The following is a 15,889-nucleotide window of genomic DNA, read 5'->3' as shown; positions in this document are numbered from 1 at the left end:
AGAATTTGATTAAGGTTAATAAAAAAAAGACAGGCAATACCGTAACTATAAAAGATAAAGAGCCTGCAGAGTTTAATATATATGGGTTTTCTGAGGATGTTATAAAAGAGCTTATAGAGGAAAATATCCCGTCTATTCCTAAAAATTACTCTATTTTCTTTGAAAAGATGCTTGATAAAAAGCCTGATGATTTTAAGAAAAAAATTACTGAGATTATAGAGATTGAAGATGAGATAGGCAGAATAGAAGACTATAGGCAAATTTATATAGAGCGCGAGATTAAGCAGAGTTTTGCTCAAATAAAAAGCATGTTGCAAGCGGTTGCGCTTATATATAAAAACCTTGGAATTATGAAAACTATTATAAAAAAACGCTCAGATAGCCTTGAGGCAAATTCGAATTTACTTACAGTTCAAAGCGTGTTTAACGCATTTAATGATGACTTGGATAAGCTTAATGCTTTAATCAATAAGCATATTGATGTTATTAAATTAAACTATGAAGAGATCAGCAGAGTTTTTAAAGTCGTGGAGGAGCAATCAATATACGATCCTAAATTTGATCTTTATAATAAAAAGTTTTTCCTAAAAACTTTGGAATCAGAGCTTCAATATGTAAAAAAATATGGATATAAATCATCTTTTATGCTTGTAAAGCCAAAAGATGAAATGATGAATCTTTTAGGCGTTAGAGATAGGCAGGCGATACTTAAAAACATCTCAAGATTTCTTCTTAGAACATCAAGAAGGAGTGATATTTTAGCCCATTATGGAGATGGAATTTTTGCTATGCTTATGAAGCACACTGATATAGAGGGTGCAAAAAAAGCTTGCGAAAGAATTGCTGATATGTTTTATACAGCGACATTTTTGACATCTGAAACTGATCTTGAAATAGATATGGAAATAGCGGTTTGTGATCTAGATACTACAAAGACTATTGAAGAAGTTTTTTCGCATACTCTAGATATGCTTGCAAAAAGTGGACGGCATAAGTCAAAATACGTGATAGTAGAGGATAAGTAGTTTAATCATGATATTGGCAGTTTTAACCTATCCTGATAAAAGGCTATATCAAAAATCATCACATGTTGATATTTTTGATCAAAATTTGCATACCTTATTGGATAATATGTACGATACAATGATAGCCAAAAATGGCATCGGATTAGCAGCTATCCAGGTTGGAAACCCTATCAGAGCATTGATTATAAATTTAGTAAACGAAGAGAGCGAAATTCAAGAAAGAGCCGATTTGTTTGAGATAATCAACCCAAAAATAGTTTGCAAAGAGGGCGAGCAAATTTTCCAAGAAGGTTGCCTTAGCGTGCCAGGATTTTACGAAGATGTTAAACGTGCCGAAAAGATCACTCTAAACTATCACGATAGATACGGCAAAGAGTGCGAGCTTGAAGCGGACGGGCTTTTAGCTGTTGCGATACAACATGAGATGGATCACCTTGACGGACATCTTTTTATAGAAAAAATCGGCTACAACAAACGCAAAAAATTTGATAAAGAGTATAGGAAGTTAAAGAATAAAACTTTATGAAATCGCTAAAATGCGCTACTTACACAGATGGTTTAAAGATTGTTGATGTAGAAGCAACATTTAATAGAGGGTTGCCAGCAATTAGCATCGTAGGGCTTGCAAGCACAAGTATCAAAGAGAGCGAAGCAAGGGTAAAGTCAGCTCTTCTAGCTCAAAATTTCTCCTTTCCCGCTCAAAAAATCATCATAAATCTCTCTCCTTCAGACATGCCAAAGACGGGCAGTTATTTTGACCTTCCTATCGCGCTTTTGATCGCTTTACAAAAAGAGGTTAGGAGCAACTCTTTTAGCGAATTTTTCGTCTTTGGCGAGCTTGGACTTGACGGAAGCATCAAGAGCACGGCAAGCATGTTTTCTATACTTTTGTTTTTAAGCACAAGCGTTACAAAGGCTAAGGTTTTAGTGCCAAAAGAGATAGCTAAAAATGCTGCGATGATACCGAATTTAGAAATTTATGCTGTAAATAAGCTTGATGAGGCGATAAAATTTTTTCTTGATGATGAGTTTAAGCAGCAATGTTTAGCCAAAGAGACTCATCCTCTATTTTCAAATTTGACTCAAATTTGTGGCAAAAGTTATGTCGCAAACTCAAAATTTGAGCTTGATTTTAAGGATATCAAAGGTCAAGCTAGAGCCAAAAGAGCCTGCCTCATAGCTGCTTGTGGTATGCATAACATCATCTTTGAAGGAAGCCCTGGGTGTGGCAAAAGCATGAGCGCAAAGCGCTTAAGATATATCCTTCCGCCTCAAAATTTAGATGAAATTTTACTAAGCGCGGCATACGCGTCGCTAAATTTGCAAGATCACGAATTTAGCGCACTTAGAGCTTTTAGAAGTCCGCATCATACATCGACAAAAAGCTCGATATTTGGAGGCGGAACGGCAAGCGCAAGGATAGGTGAAGTCGCACTTGCAAACGGCGGGATACTGTTTTTTGACGAGCTTCCGCATTTTGGCAAGCAAATTTTAGAAAGCTTGCGCGAACCGCTTGAGGATAACCAAATCCACATCTCAAGGGTAAATTCTAAGATAACTTACAAGACAAAATTTATGTTTGTTGGAGCGATGAATCCTTGCCCGTGCGGAAATTTGTTCTCAAAGCAGCTAAATTGCAGATGTTTAGAAACCGATATCAAGCGATACAAGGCTAAAATTTCGGAGCCTCTATTAGACAGGATCGACCTGCACGTGCCTATGGATGAGGTTGCAAGTAGCGACAAAAGCGATATAACGAGTACCGATATGCAGCGTGAAGTTTTGCGTGTTTTTGAAGCGCAAATGAAGCGAGGACAAAGCGAGCTAAACGGCAAGCTAAGTGACGAAGAGATAGCTAAATTTTGCATTTGCGATAGTGAAGCTAAAAGCGTGCTAGATATGTCGGTTGGGCGATTTGTACTAACTCAGCGCGGTATAAATAAGACTTTAAAAGTAGCTCGTACGATCGCCGATCTTGACGGCTCGCAAATCATCAAAAAACCTCATATCTTAGAGGCTTTAAGCTTTCGAGTAAGGAGCGAAACATGAAAAAACTGTTTTTAAACACTTCTAAGCTTGATGAGCTTGCCTGCTTAAAATTTGGGCTAAGCAACGAAATTTTGATGGAAAATGCTGCAAATGCACTTGCAAAAGAGGTACATAAAAAAGTTAAAAAGGGCGTAAAAATTTTAGGTGTTTGCGGTAGTGGAAATAACGGTGCGGACGTAGCCGCTACTCTCAGGATGTTAAGCGGCGAGTATGAGTGCGAGCTCTTTTTGGCGTTTGAAAAGCAAAACGATATGCTAAAAATTCAGCTTGATAGAGCCTTTAAACTTGGAGTCAAGCAAGTTAAAAAAATCGGCAAATACAGGTGCGTTATAGATGGAATTTTTGGCTCCGGGCTAAATAGAAATTTAGATAAAAAGACGGTAGATCTCATAAGTTCTATAAATGAAATGAAAGCCTACAAGATAGCTTGCGATATACCAAGCGGGCTTAACGAGCTTGGAAATAGCTGTGGTGCCGTTTTTAAGGCGGACACAACTATAACTATGGGAGCTAGGAAGATCGGGCTTTATTCTGATTTTGCCAAGGATTTTACAGGTAAGATTAGACTTGTTAATTTGGGGCTTACTGATGTTAAATTTGAAGGCGAAACCGATACTTTTAAACTTCAAAAAAACGATATGAATTTGCCTTTTAGAAATAAAGCTAACACTAACAAGAGTGATTTCGGACATGTTTTTATAGTTAGCGGAGAGCTTAGCGGAGCAGTTCAAATAGCTGGGAAAGCGGCTTTAGCGATGGGTGCAGGGCTTGTTAGTATCGTTAGTAAATCTAAAAATTTGATAACAGATCCGATTTTAATGAATGCAAAAGAGATAACCCAAAAGATGGCTTACGGAGCTCTTGGAATGGGGCTTGGAAAGCTTGATGAGGCTAAAAAAACAGAGCTTTTTAAAGCGCTTAATAGCAAAAAAGCGTTAGTGCTTGATGCCGATATGTGTTACGAAAAGCTTACGATAGAGCTTTTAAAATCTAAAAAAGATATCGTTATAACCCCTCATCCAAAGGAGTTTAGTTCGCTTTTAGAGCTTGGTGGATTTGGGGAATTTAGCGTGCAAGAAATTCAAGAAAATCGCTTTGAGCTTGCTATAGCGTGGAGCAAAAAATTTCCAAATGTGCTAGTGCTAAAAGGCGCTAACACGATCATAGCTTACGGCGGAAAAATTTACGTTATGCCCTACGGAAGTGTTGCACTTTCAAAAGCAGGAAGCGGTGACGCACTAAGTGGCATAATCATCTCTTTACTTGCTCAAGGCTACACTGCGCTTGATGCGGCGATAAGCGGCACTTTAGCTCACGCGTTAAGCGTGCGAAAATCAAAGCAAAATAACTACTCAATAACTCCAAAAGATATCATAAAAGGGCTTAAATGGTTACGAAAAAAATAGCGGTTTTATTTAGCGGAAGCGGCTCAAATTTAGAGGCAATCCTTCAAAAAGTTCATAATAAAATTTTTAATAACGTTAAAATCGAAGTAGTGCTAACACTAACAAACAAAGCTAACGCTTACGGCATAGAGCGAGCGCGCAGATACGGGCTTGAAAGCGTGATTATAGAGCATACGAATTTTGCTTCAAGGCAGGAGTTTGATCAAGCGTTAGTTGACGAGATAAAAAAACATAATGTCGATCTAACCGTGTTTGCTGGCTTTATGAGAATTCTAACTCCCGTTTTTACAAATCAGATAAAAGCTATCAACCTTCATCCGTCACTTCTGCCACTTTTTAAGGGTGCTCACGCCATAAAAGAGAGTTTTGAAAGCGAGATGTTAGTAGGCGGCGTTAGTGTGCACTATGTTAGCGAAGAACTTGACGGCGGTAAGCTTATCATGCAGCGAGCCTTTGAAAAAAGTGATGATATGAGCCTAGAAGAGTTTGAAGAGAAAATTCACGCCATAGAGCATGAAATTTTGCCTGAAAGTATCGTAAAAATTCTTTGCAAATAAGAAAGTTTATAGAAGCTAGAATTTTCTAGCTTCCGCTTTAGTGTTATTTTAATTCGCTCTCAAGTTTAAACCCTCCGCCAAATGCCTTATAAACTCCTACAACTGAATTTAATACGTTTAAATTTGCATTTATATTTTGAAGCTCTGTGGCAAGCAGATTTCTTTGTGCGTCAAGTAGTTCAAGGTGGCTGCTGTAGCCCTCGTCAAATCTACTTTTAGCAATGCTGTAAATTTTGTGTTGTGAGTTTAAAAGCTCTTTGATGCTTTGCTCTGAAAGCTTTGCGTTTTGCCTTGAAGTAAGTGCATTTTTAACTTCGCTAAGGGCTGTTTTTACAGTTTTTTCGTAGTTTAGAGCCGCTATTTGCTCGTTGGTTTCGGCTATTTTTACTTGATTTTTGATGCGTCCATGGTCAAATATCTTTTGGGTTAAAGAGCCTCCTAGACTCCAACTGTTAGCATTTACCACAAATAGCCTAGATAAATCTTCGCTAACAAATCCAAAAAGCCCGGTTAAGGAGATGGATGGATAGTAAGCGGCTTTAGATACGCCAACTAGGGCGTTTGTGCTTTTTAGTGTTTCATAAGCACTGGCGACATCGCTTCTTCTAAGTAATATATCTGCACTTATGCCGGCTTTTACTTCTGGTTCTTTTGGTAATTTTTTGGAGCTTTTTACGGCACCTTTTAAAATTTTATTGTTGCTATTGCCGCTCATTATGCTAAGTGAATTTAACGCTAGGCTGATTGAATTTTTTATATCCACAAGGCTTGCTTTGGCGCTATCTACTTGAGCTTTGCTTTGCAAAAAGGTGATGTTATCGACACTTCCAAACTCAAGCTGAGTTTTTCTAAATTTCATTATCTCTTCATAGTTTTTGAGAGTATCGCTTAGCACCTTTTCTCGCATGTTTAAAGCAACCAAAGTGAAGTAGCTTTTGGCGATATTTGATGCTATGGTAAGTCTTGCGCTGTCGTAGTCAAATTTGCTCGCTTTTAAGCTTGACTTGGAAGCTTCTATGCTGTTTTTGACCCTGCCCCAAAGATCTATCTCGTAGTTTAGCCCGAAATTTAGAGAGTGGTTTGTGTATTTTACATTGTCTTGCTTTGTATAGGTTTCGCCGCTTGTTCTAGCTCTTGTGGCACCTGCGTTTAAATTTACGCTAGGAAAAAGATCAGCACTTGCTATTCCAAGGCTTGCTTCTGCCTTTTGCAAATTTAAAAAGGCTATCTTAAGATCAATATTGTTGTTAAGCGCATCTTCAACGATAGTGTTTAAATTTTCATCGCCAAATTCTTCCCACCATTTATCTTTGATATCGGTTGTTAGCTGATATGTCGCCTCAAAATTTGTATCGACATTTGGTAAATCAGGTCTAAACGAGCAGCCTGCAAAAAATATCGCAACAGCGATTATGAGTATATTACGCATGGGCGCTCTCCTTTATTTTTGGCTTTTTATCCCAAAATTTGTTGTTTAAATTTTCAAGCAGATAGTAAAACATCGGCACGAAAAATATCGCTATCGTGGTTGCTGCTATCATGCCACCGATAACTCCGGTACCAAGCGCATGACGAGACGCAGCTCCTGCACCGGTGCTTATAACCATCGGGAAAACTCCTAGCGTAAATGCGATAGAGGTCATTACAATTGGGCGAAACCTTAATTTTGCCGCATTAACAGCCGCTTCAAAGGCACTCTTTCCGCTTTCGCGCTCTTGCATCGCAAATTCCACGATCAAGATCGCATTTTTAGCGGATAGTCCGATAAGAAGCAAAAGCCCTATCTGAAAATATATATCGTTAGTTAGTCCTCTAGCCCAAACTGCCACAAGCGAGCCAAACACCGCAAACGGTACCGCCGTGATAACCGCAAGCGGGATGAGCCATCTTTCGTATTGCGCAGCAAGAATCAAAAACACAAACACCATACCAAATATAAATGCCGTAGTGCCTGTTCCTTGCGAGCTAACCTCTTGATAGGCGCTTCCTGACCAGCTTATGGAGTATTCATCGCTTGAGAGTTGCTCTGCCACCACTTCGCTTATCGCTTTTATCGCGTCTCCTGAAGTGTAGCCAGGTTTTGGATCGCCCATGATTTTAGCGGCAGGAAAGAGGTTAAATCTATCCACGATATCAGGTCCCACTCCTCGCTTTAGTGTGACAAGCGAATTTAGCGGTATCATCTCGCCGCTGTTTGACTTAACGAAGATATTTCTAAAGTCCTCAGGCGAATTTCTATAGGTATCAACAGCTCTTACATAGACGTTATATGACTTGCCAAGCATGTTGAAGTCATTTACGTAGTATGAGCCGATGGTTGCCGCTATGGTGCTAAATATATCAGGCTCGCTTACTCCTAAGAGCTTTGCCTTTTGCTTATCTACTGTTAGATTATACTGCGGATAGGTTGTCTCAAGCGTGGTTCTTACACTTGTAAGCTCCGGGCGAGCATTTGCTGCGGCAACTACTTTTAAAGCGTCTTTTTCGATCTCGTTATATGTTTTGCCGGTTTTATTAAGCAGGTACATATCAAAGCCACCTGTTATGCTAAGCCCTGTTATCGGTGGGACGTTTACGACGAAAGTCATTGACTCTTTTGAGCCCCAAAAGATCTTATTAAAATGACCTACCAAGGCGCTAGCTGAGCTATCTGCGCTCTTTCTTTCACTCCAATCTTTAAGTCTTATAAATGCAACTGCCGAGTTTTCTTTAAGCGCACCGGCAAACATATCATATCCAACAAGGCCTGTTGCAAATTCTACGTTTGGATTTTTAGTAAATGCTTCGCTTATATCTTTCATCTCTTTTTTTGTGCGCTCCATGACAGAAGCAGGCGGAAGCGAGGTTATGGCGATTATTGAGCCTTTATCTTCAGCTGGCACTAGGCTGCCAGGGATTGAGTTAAACAACACAAATATAGCATAGCCCATAATGCCTATGGCGATGAAGCTTGGAATGATATGTCTTAGTACTTTTGCGACACCTGCTGTAAATACGCTCGTGCTCCAGTCAAAAAATTCGTTAAATTTGCGCACGAACCAAAACGGCTGCGACTCTTGCTTTTTGAGCATGACCACACAAAGTGCCGGCGTTAAAGTAAGAGCGACAAATCCTGAAATACAAACCGAAACCACTAAAGTAAGCGCAAATTGACGCTGTATGACGCCCACAAATCCTTCCATAAATGCAACCGGGATAAATACCGCAGAAAGAACAAGCACGATAGAAACTACCGGTGCAGAAACCTCTTGCATCGCTTTTATAGCCGCGTCTCTTACGCTGATGTCTTCTTCATGCAAAATTCTCTCTATATTTTCTATAACGATAATGGCGTCATCAACAACTATGCCGATAGCAAGCACTAGGGCAAAGAGTGTTATCAAATTTATCGTAAAGCCCATCGCATAAAGCCCTGCAAAAGTGCCTATGATAGATACAGGCACCGCAAGCATAGGTATGATGGTCGCGCGAAAACTCTTTAAAAACATATATATAACGACCATTACAAGCACCATCGCTTCTAAAAATGTCTTCATAACCTCATTTATGGATACTTGTATAAAATCGGTAGGGTTATAAGCGACCGTGTGCTTAAATCCTGTCGGAAAATTTTTTGATAGCTCGTCAAGCTTTTTGTTTACGGCATTTGCTGTCGCAAGAGCATTTGCGCCGTTTTGCAAGAAAATGAGCATAGGCACCATCTTTTGCCCGTTTAGCATACCTTCAAACACATAGCTTCTTGCTCCAAGCTCGACTTTTGCTACGTCTTTTAGCTTTAGCATAGTGCCTTCTTTTGAAGTTCTTAAGACTATATTTTCAAATTCTTGCACGCTTTTTAGACGCCCTTCTGGTCTAATAGAAAAAACATAAGGATTATCCGTAGTGTTTGGCTGCTCTCCTATCTTACCTGTGGCGTATTGTTTGTTTTGCTGATTGATTTGAGTTATAACTTCACTTGTTGAGATGTTAAATTTAGCAAGCAGATCAGGCTTAAGCCAAATTCTCATGGCATAGTCTTTGGTGCCGATAACTGCGGTATCTCCGACTCCATCGACTCTTTTGATCTCATCCTCGATGTTTGCCAGCACGTAGTTGTGCATCTTGATGATGTCCATATCTTCAGAAGTAAATGATATAACTTCAAGGATGCTTGAGCTTCTTTCTCTTACCGTTACGCCTCTTTGCTGAACCTCGCTAGGAAGCTTTGCAAGAGCTGCTTGAACGCGGTTATTTACATCGATAGCCGCTTGCTTTGAGTCTGCACCTATCTTAAAATATACGTTTATGCCCATGGTACCGCTTGAGCTTGAGGTGCTTTGCATATAAAGCATATTTTCAACACCGTTTATCTGATCTTCAATCACCGTTGCCACCGAGTCGGCGATAGTCTGCGCATCGGCTCCCGTATATGAGGCGCTTACTGAAATTTGAGGCGGAGTAAGCTGCGGATACTCTTCGACAGGAAGGCCTTTGATCGCCATTGAGCCTGCTATTACGATGATTATAGATACTACCGTCGCGAAGATAGGTCTATCTATAAAAAATTTAGAAAACATCTATTTTATCTCCTTATCAGCTTGCGCGCCGGCTCCAACTCTAATCTTTTTAAAGTTATTTATGATGATGAGATCGCCCTCTTCAAGTCCGCTGCTAACTACGGCGTAGTCCTCTTTCTGATATGAAATTTCTACATTTTTTTGCGTGACTTTTTGATCTTTTAGCACAAGTACAAAGGTATTCATGGCATCTTGCTGGATGGCAACTTGAGGAATTTTAAAGCCGTCTTTTTGATAAAAACCATCCATAACCACACTTGCAAACGCTCCTGGAAGCAGCTTTAGCTCGCTATTTGCAAATTCAGCTTTAGCTAAAACGCTGCCCACATTTACATCCACAACGCTATCTATAAAGGTTACTTTGCCTTTAAAAATTTGATTTCCTACTTTTAGCGTTGCTTGCGCGCCGTTTTGAGCCCAAGAGCCGGCTTCTACATTTTTAATTCTATTTAGATTATCAACGTCTGCGATATAAAATTTCACGCTTATAGGGTCTATCTGAGTAAGCCTTACAAGCTCGGTTGCGCTAGCTGATACAAATGAACCCACATCTACTAAATTTTCGCCCAAAATTCCGTCAAACGGTGCAACTACAGTCGTGTAGCCAAGGTCTATCTTTGCGTTTTTAGAATTTGCTTTTACGCTTAGTAAGGTTGCATTTGCTATATCAAGAGCGCTTTTTGCCGAGTCAAATTCCTTTTGGCTTACGGCTTTTTTCTCGTATAGTTTTTTTACTCTGTTAAATTCGGTTTGAGCGTTTTTAAGTGTTGCGCTTGCGACTCCAACGCTTGCTTCAAGAGCGTCATAGCTTGCTTGATACTTTTCAGGATCGATTAAAAATAGCTTATCTCCGGCTTTTACCTTGTCTCCAGCTTTAAAATACTGCTTTATAAGAGTGCCTGAAACCTTTGGTCTAAGCGTCACATCTTGGTTGCTTACGATTTTGCCTGGGTATTCAAAGGTGATCGGGATATCTTCTTTTTTGGCTTTTATGATGTCAACTTTTGCAGGCGGCATCTGCCTTACAGCTTGAGCTTTTGACTTTGAATTCTCTTCTTTAAAGCATCCCGTAAAAAGAAGAGAAATCATTATTAGAGTGAAAATATTCTTAAAACTATTCATCAAAATAACCTTATTGTTGTAGTTTTAATATTGTAATATATGTTACAATAAAAACGATATTTTACTCTTATTTAAAATTTTTGTCAATCTTTATGTTGAAAAATTATTTTGTAATACCTTTTAGAAAAATTTTAACACATGTTTTAATATGATCTTCTCGCTCTTGCTCACTTAATACTATATCGCTATTTAATAAGATCGCGTGATAATGATAAGGGTTTCTTAATAATGCGCGGAATAAGTATGCTGCTTTTTTAGGATCTACGGACTCATCAAGTTGAGATCTTATCTCCTCTCTTTCCATAAAATCTACTAAAATTTGATTTACTCTGTTTATAATTTGCTCTAAGAACATATTTCCTAACGAGGCGTTATTTTTGTAGCCTTCAATAAGAATAATTCGTGTTATTAAAGTAGTTTTTCTATCACATATAATATCAAAAAATATATTTGCAAATTTAGTTAAGAAGTCCTCTATCTTGTGAGAAATTTTTAAATTTATCTTTTCTTCTATTTCGGCACAGAAATTGTCTAAGCTACGCTCAACAATAGCAGTGAATAAGCCCTCTTTGTTGTTAAAAAATTTATATACACTTGCTAATGACCCGCCGCTTTTTTCTATAATATCACTTAAGCTAGTATTCTCATATCCGTTGTTTAAAAAAGACTCGAGAGCTACTTCCATAATCTTTTCGTACCGCTCTTGGCCGCGTTTAGACATTTTGATTGACATACTAAATCCTTCGTTAAATTTATTCAAAAAAGTGAATCAGATGTTATTGTAGCTCTAATAACATTAAACTTTCTTTATAAATATATAAAATATAAAATTTAATTTTAGAATTTTATATTTTATTTCTCAGGATATACAAATATAGTCTCTCTTTTTATATTAATCCTCTCTTTATCGTCTTTTGCGTAAGCGGCTATGCTTATAGATACAGGTTTATTGCCATTTTTATCGATACTTATTGCCTCAGATGATAATACTACTACAACTTTCTTTTTAGCTCCAGCTTTTAATACTATTTCATCTTTTGGACGTTCTATTTTAATATTTGTATTGTTGACGTCAAAATAGTAAGCATGTTCTTTGTTATCTGTGTTTTGAAATAAAAATGTATATGCATTTTCAACTTTGTTACTTTTTGTAATTTTATATAGTTCGCTCGTGCGATTTATGTTTAGCAGCATGTACTCTTTTTTTGTGCTCATAAACGCTAAAATAACCGCAGCTATAGCGATAACCACCATATAAGCGATAGTTCTAAATCTAAGATAATTAACCTTCTTGCCCGATTTTAGCGAGTTATCACTCGTCCAGTCTATGAGTGTCTTTTTGCCAAGCTTGCCCATCACCTTACTGCACGCATCCACGCACTCAAGGCAGTTTATACAGTCAAGCTGCATGCCTTTTCTTATGTCTATATGAGTTGGACAAATTTTAACACAGGCTTCACATCCGGTGCACTCATTTTCAGGCTCAGGCGGCTTTTTCCAAAGCTTGATGTTCTTATCATAAATTTTACCGCCACGCTTATCGTCATAAATAACTTGAACTGTATCATCATCAAACATTACCGATTGAATTCTCGCATAAGGACAGACATATACGCAAAATTTCTCAGCCAGCCAAACCACATCAAAGATAATAAAAGCAGTTATAAAAAACCAAATTCCCATTAAAAATTTATGCTCGCCGGCGTTTTTAACGTAGCTTATAAAATCCTCAGGCGGTACAAAAAACCACAAGAAATTTGCCGCAGCCAAACAGGCTAAGACAGACCAGATCGCTACGCCTATAAATTTCTTGAAATTTTGACCATCTATAGGCTTTTGTTTGTTATTTATGTTTTTGTGAAGTTTTAAAATTTTAGTCTGGATAAGATCGCGATAAATCACTCGAAATATCGTCTGCGGACAGCTCCAACCGCACCAAACCCTTCCGCCAAGTGTCGTAAGAAAAAATATAGTAAGAAAAAATATGATAAGCACAAACGGCATCAGATAAAGCTCTTGCGTATCAAAGCTGTTAAAGAGCAGGTGAAGCTGCTTTTTGTCAAAACGAAGTAGGAAGAAGTGATTGCCACCGATGCGGATAAACGGCAGTATCAGCGCGATACAGGTCAAAATCGAATAAAAAATATAGCGCTTTTTGGCGTAATTAGACTGGGGATTATCTATTAAATTTGACATCAAAATTCCTGTTTTAAAAATGTAATATTTTAAATTTTAATTATAGAACTTTTGTAGTTAAAGCAATCTTATAATAAGTAGAAAACTAAATAAATTTTGAAATTTAAGAAAATTTAAGTATAATCGCACTCTATTTTAATCGAAAGGTGGTGAGGGTCGTGCCAGGAATTAAGGTACATCCTAATGAGTCTTTTGACGAAGCATATAGGAAATTTAAAAAGCAAGTCGATAGAAACCTTGTTGTAACTGAAGTTAGAGCAAGAAGATTTTTCGAGCCTATGACTGAAATTCGCAAAAAGCAAAAAATTTCAGCTCGTAAAAAAATGCTTAAACGTCTTTATATGCTTAGACGCTACGAGTCAAAACTCTAACCAAATTAAACTAACTAACTTCGCGTTAGTTAGTTTAACTTCTTTATTAGCCTAAATCTGCCATAATATCTGCATTTTTTAAAGAAAAGGAAATTTATGCGTAAGTTATCCGTTAGTGAAGCCGCCGAAGTTCTAGGCATAACAAAAGAGGCGATCTATAACAGGATAAGACGAAAAAGCTTAAAATCAATCGATGAAAAAGGCATTAAATACGTGCTAATCGAAGACGATGAAGCAACTAACGAGCCACAAACAAAAGCTAAAACAACCAAAACAAACACTAAAAAAATCGTTAGTAACAATTCAAGCGAAACTACTGAAGAGCAAAGTGAATTTATCAAATTTTTGCTAACACAGCTTGAAGAGCTAAAAGAGCAAAATAGAAATTTGCAAGATGATAAAGAGCGTTTGCACGCACAAAAAGAGCAAATTTTAATCGCTAACAAGGATGAAATCGCTGAAATTTACAAAGAGCGCGACGAGAAATTTAGATATTTTTTACAGATGCTTGAACGTCCGCTTTTAGCAAGACAAAATGGCGAATATATCCGTCCGATAGATGTCGAATTTGACGAAGGTTATGAGACAACCCAGAGTGAAGAAAAAGCTAAATTTGATAGCGAAGTAAAAGATGAGCCAAAGGTCAAAAAATGGCTTAGCTTAAGCGAGTTTTTAAAAGGCTTAAATTTAAAAAATAAAAAGATAAAAAAGATACAAAAACTGATCATTAAAAATATCGGCAAGTCAAAATTTATCAAATTTAAAGACGGCGTGATATGGGTAAGAAACGAAAAATCAATAAAACAGATAGTAGGTGAAGTATGAAAAGAATCAAAAAAATTGCAACTTATGCCGCTGTAGGCGGATTTGGCGCGGTAGTTATGGCAGGTCTTGCGGGATGTAGCGGAGGTGGAGAGGATCAAAGCGTAGTGCAAGAAGCAGCGCAAGCTCAAGGAGCTTTCGTCATCATAGAAGAGACTGCGCCTGGCTCTTACAAAGTGCTTGAAGAGTATCCAAGCAGCGAAACCAGAGTCGTGCTAAAGCAGCTTGACGGCAAGGAGCGCGTGCTAACAAAAGAGGAGATGGATAAGCTAATCGCCGAAGAAAACGCTAAGATAGATAACGGCACTTCAAATTTGACAAAACCTGATGCACAGCTTAGTAGCGGCGGGCTTAGTCTTGGCGAGACATTGCTAGCTTCGGCTGCGGGCGCTATTTTAGGAAGCTGGATAGGTAGCAAGCTGTTTAATAATCAAGGTTTCCAAAGCCATCGTCAAACAGCTTATAAAAATCCTTCGACTTACTCAAGAAGCGTTGATAGCTTTAATAAAGCTAAAGCTACAAGCTCTGCAGGCAAGCCTGCTGGCGGTAAGAGCGGATTTTTCGGTAGCGGAAGCAAAACTAATCAATCGGTAGGTGGATGATGTTAAATTTAAAAAAAGTCAAGCCTTTAGATAAGGCGTTTTTAGAAAATATCGGCTTTGCTTGGCACACAGATAGTGACGATAGCTCATATATCGCAGATGAGCTTGTGGAGGTTAGCGAGCAAGAGGCCGAAGCATACTACGAGGCGGCAAATGAACTATACGATATGTTTGTAACCGCAGGGCAGCATATAATAGATAATAACCTCTATCACGAGGTTGGCATACCTTTTAATCTTGTTGATATGGTAAAAGAGAGCTGGGAAAACGAAGTTCACTGGCATCTTTATGGGCGATTTGACTTGGCGGGCGGACTTGGTGGCAAGCCGATAAAACTAATCGAATTTAACGCCGATACACCGACTGCGATCTTTGAAACCGCGATCATTCAGTGGGCGATTTTGAAATTTAACGGCATGGATAAGAGCTCGCAGTTTAACGATCTTTATGAAGCTTTAAAGGAAAATTTCAAGCGTCTTATAACGCTTAGCGAGGATACAAGCGAGTTTAACAAGCTTTATGAGGGGTGGAAAATTCTGTTTAGCTCTATTGCTGGCAGCATCGAGGATGAACAGAGTGTAAAACTGCTTGAGTATATCGCTAAAGAGGCGGGATTTCATGCGGATTTTGCCTATGTCGATGAGGTTGAGTTTAACGATGAAGAGGGCATCTTCAAAGGCGGTGAAAATTATGAATACTGGTTTAAGCTTGTTCCTTGGGAGGATATTGCCGTGCAGGAGGGTGAGCTTGCATTAATTCTTAAAAATATAATGGCAAATCAAAGAGCTATTATCTTAAATCCTGCTTATACGCTTATGTTTCAAAGCAAGGGCATTTTAAAAATTCTTTGGGATCTTTACCCAGATCATCCCCTTTTGCTTGAGGCTTCAGACAAACCGTTAGTAAGTAAAAAATGTGTTAAAAAGCCTATATTTGGGCGTGAAGGAGCAAATGTTAGCATTATAGAAGCTGACGGAAGTGTTAGTGTTAGCAGTGATGGCGAATACGAGAAAAACAGAGCCGTGTATCAAGAATTTTACGAATTTAACAAAGACGAAAGAGGTGATAGTTATCAAGCTGGAGTCTTTTTTGCCTATGAGGCTTGCGCGCTCGGGTATAGAAAAGGCGGAGAAATTTTAAACAACGCTTCTAAATTCGTGGGACACTACATAAAGGGTTAAAC

At 38.4% G+C, this 15,889-nt stretch carries 14 protein-coding genes; 9 read left to right on the top strand and 5 right to left on the bottom strand.

Translation table 11 applies throughout. The features are described 5' to 3' along the window. The first annotated feature begins 5 nt into the window (after positions 1 to 5). The 5 genes from CDOMC_RS09140 to purN are packed head-to-tail and all read left to right on the top strand — an operon-like array spanning position 6 to position 5,037. A complete protein-coding gene (locus tag CDOMC_RS09140; RefSeq protein WP_172129487.1) occupies positions 6 to 1,025 on the top strand; it encodes a GGDEF domain-containing protein in 1,020 nt (339 codons plus the stop codon). Positions 1,026 to 1,032: 7 nt separating this feature from the next. Beyond that, positions 1,033 to 1,551, top strand: coding sequence for a peptide deformylase (def, locus tag CDOMC_RS09135; protein WP_172129486.1), 519 nt, complete (start codon positions 1,033 to 1,035; stop codon positions 1,549 to 1,551). After that, the gene (locus tag CDOMC_RS09130; RefSeq protein WP_172129485.1) at positions 1,548 to 3,074 is read left to right on the top strand and encodes a YifB family Mg chelatase-like AAA ATPase; all 1,527 of its coding nucleotides are present in this window, start codon (positions 1,548 to 1,550) and stop codon (positions 3,072 to 3,074) included. The genes def and CDOMC_RS09130 overlap by 4 nt, the downstream gene beginning before the upstream one ends. Continuing rightward, positions 3,071 to 4,480 carry an NAD(P)H-hydrate dehydratase gene (locus CDOMC_RS09125; protein ID WP_172129484.1) on the top strand — a complete coding sequence of 470 codons (1,410 nt, stop codon included), beginning with the start codon at positions 3,071 to 3,073 and terminating at the stop codon, positions 4,478 to 4,480. Before CDOMC_RS09130 ends, CDOMC_RS09125 begins: the two co-directional genes overlap by 4 nt. Beyond that, the gene (gene purN / locus CDOMC_RS09120; protein ID WP_172129483.1) at positions 4,462 to 5,037 is read left to right on the top strand and encodes a phosphoribosylglycinamide formyltransferase; all 576 of its coding nucleotides are present in this window, start codon (positions 4,462 to 4,464) and stop codon (positions 5,035 to 5,037) included. The genes CDOMC_RS09125 and purN overlap by 19 nt, the downstream gene beginning before the upstream one ends. Before the next feature lie 43 nt (positions 5,038 to 5,080). On the opposite strand, the gene CDOMC_RS09115 is transcribed toward purN, so the two are convergent. The 5 genes from CDOMC_RS09115 to ccoG form a co-directional block, all read right to left on the bottom strand. Continuing rightward, positions 5,081 to 6,466 (bottom strand): efflux transporter outer membrane subunit, encoded by a 1,386-nt coding sequence (locus tag CDOMC_RS09115; RefSeq protein ID WP_172129482.1) that lies wholly within the window; start codon positions 6,464 to 6,466, stop codon positions 5,081 to 5,083. Beyond that, on the bottom strand, positions 6,459 to 9,593 hold the full coding sequence (locus CDOMC_RS09110; protein WP_172129481.1) for an efflux RND transporter permease subunit: 3,135 nt from the start codon (positions 9,591 to 9,593) through the stop codon (positions 6,459 to 6,461). Before CDOMC_RS09110 ends, CDOMC_RS09115 begins: the two co-directional genes overlap by 8 nt. Continuing rightward, positions 9,594 to 10,715, bottom strand: a complete 1,122-nt coding sequence (locus CDOMC_RS09105; protein WP_172129480.1) for an efflux RND transporter periplasmic adaptor subunit — start codon at positions 10,713 to 10,715, stop codon at positions 9,594 to 9,596. A gap of 103 nt (positions 10,716 to 10,818) precedes the next feature. After that, entirely contained in the window at positions 10,819 to 11,448 is a 630-nt protein-coding gene (locus CDOMC_RS09100; RefSeq protein ID WP_172129479.1) for a TetR/AcrR family transcriptional regulator, read from the bottom strand. A 119-nt stretch (positions 11,449 to 11,567) separates the two neighbouring features. Then, positions 11,568 to 12,911 carry a cytochrome c oxidase accessory protein CcoG gene (ccoG, locus tag CDOMC_RS09095; protein ID WP_172129478.1) on the bottom strand — a complete coding sequence of 448 codons (1,344 nt, stop codon included), beginning with the start codon at positions 12,909 to 12,911 and terminating at the stop codon, positions 11,568 to 11,570. 158 nt (positions 12,912 to 13,069) lie between these two features. Here ccoG and rpsU point away from each other — a divergent pair, with 158 nt between their 5' ends. The 4 genes from rpsU to CDOMC_RS09075 all read left to right on the top strand — a co-directional run bounded on the left by rpsU (position 13,070) and on the right by CDOMC_RS09075 (position 15,887). Continuing rightward, a complete protein-coding gene (rpsU, locus tag CDOMC_RS09090; RefSeq protein WP_169976385.1) occupies positions 13,070 to 13,282 on the top strand; it encodes a 30S ribosomal protein S21 in 213 nt (70 codons plus the stop codon). 96 nt (positions 13,283 to 13,378) lie between these two features. After that, a complete protein-coding gene (locus CDOMC_RS09085; RefSeq protein WP_172129477.1) occupies positions 13,379 to 14,107 on the top strand; it encodes a DNA-binding protein in 729 nt (242 codons plus the stop codon). Further along, on the top strand, positions 14,104 to 14,706 hold the full coding sequence (locus tag CDOMC_RS09080) for a UPF0323 family lipoprotein (RefSeq protein ID WP_169976381.1): 603 nt from the start codon (positions 14,104 to 14,106) through the stop codon (positions 14,704 to 14,706). The genes CDOMC_RS09085 and CDOMC_RS09080 overlap by 4 nt, the downstream gene beginning before the upstream one ends. Beyond that, complete coding sequence (locus CDOMC_RS09075; protein WP_172129476.1) at positions 14,706 to 15,887, top strand: glutathionylspermidine synthase family protein; 1,182 nt, start codon at positions 14,706 to 14,708, stop codon at positions 15,885 to 15,887. The genes CDOMC_RS09080 and CDOMC_RS09075 overlap by 1 nt, the downstream gene beginning before the upstream one ends. The last annotated feature ends 2 nt before the right edge of the window (positions 15,888 to 15,889 follow it).

The organism is Campylobacter sp. RM16192 (genome assembly GCF_004803855.2).
In the GTDB taxonomy this organism is placed as follows: Bacteria; Campylobacterota; Campylobacteria; order Campylobacterales; family Campylobacteraceae; genus Campylobacter_A.
This window is presented reverse-complemented; position numbering and strand designations above follow the sequence as displayed.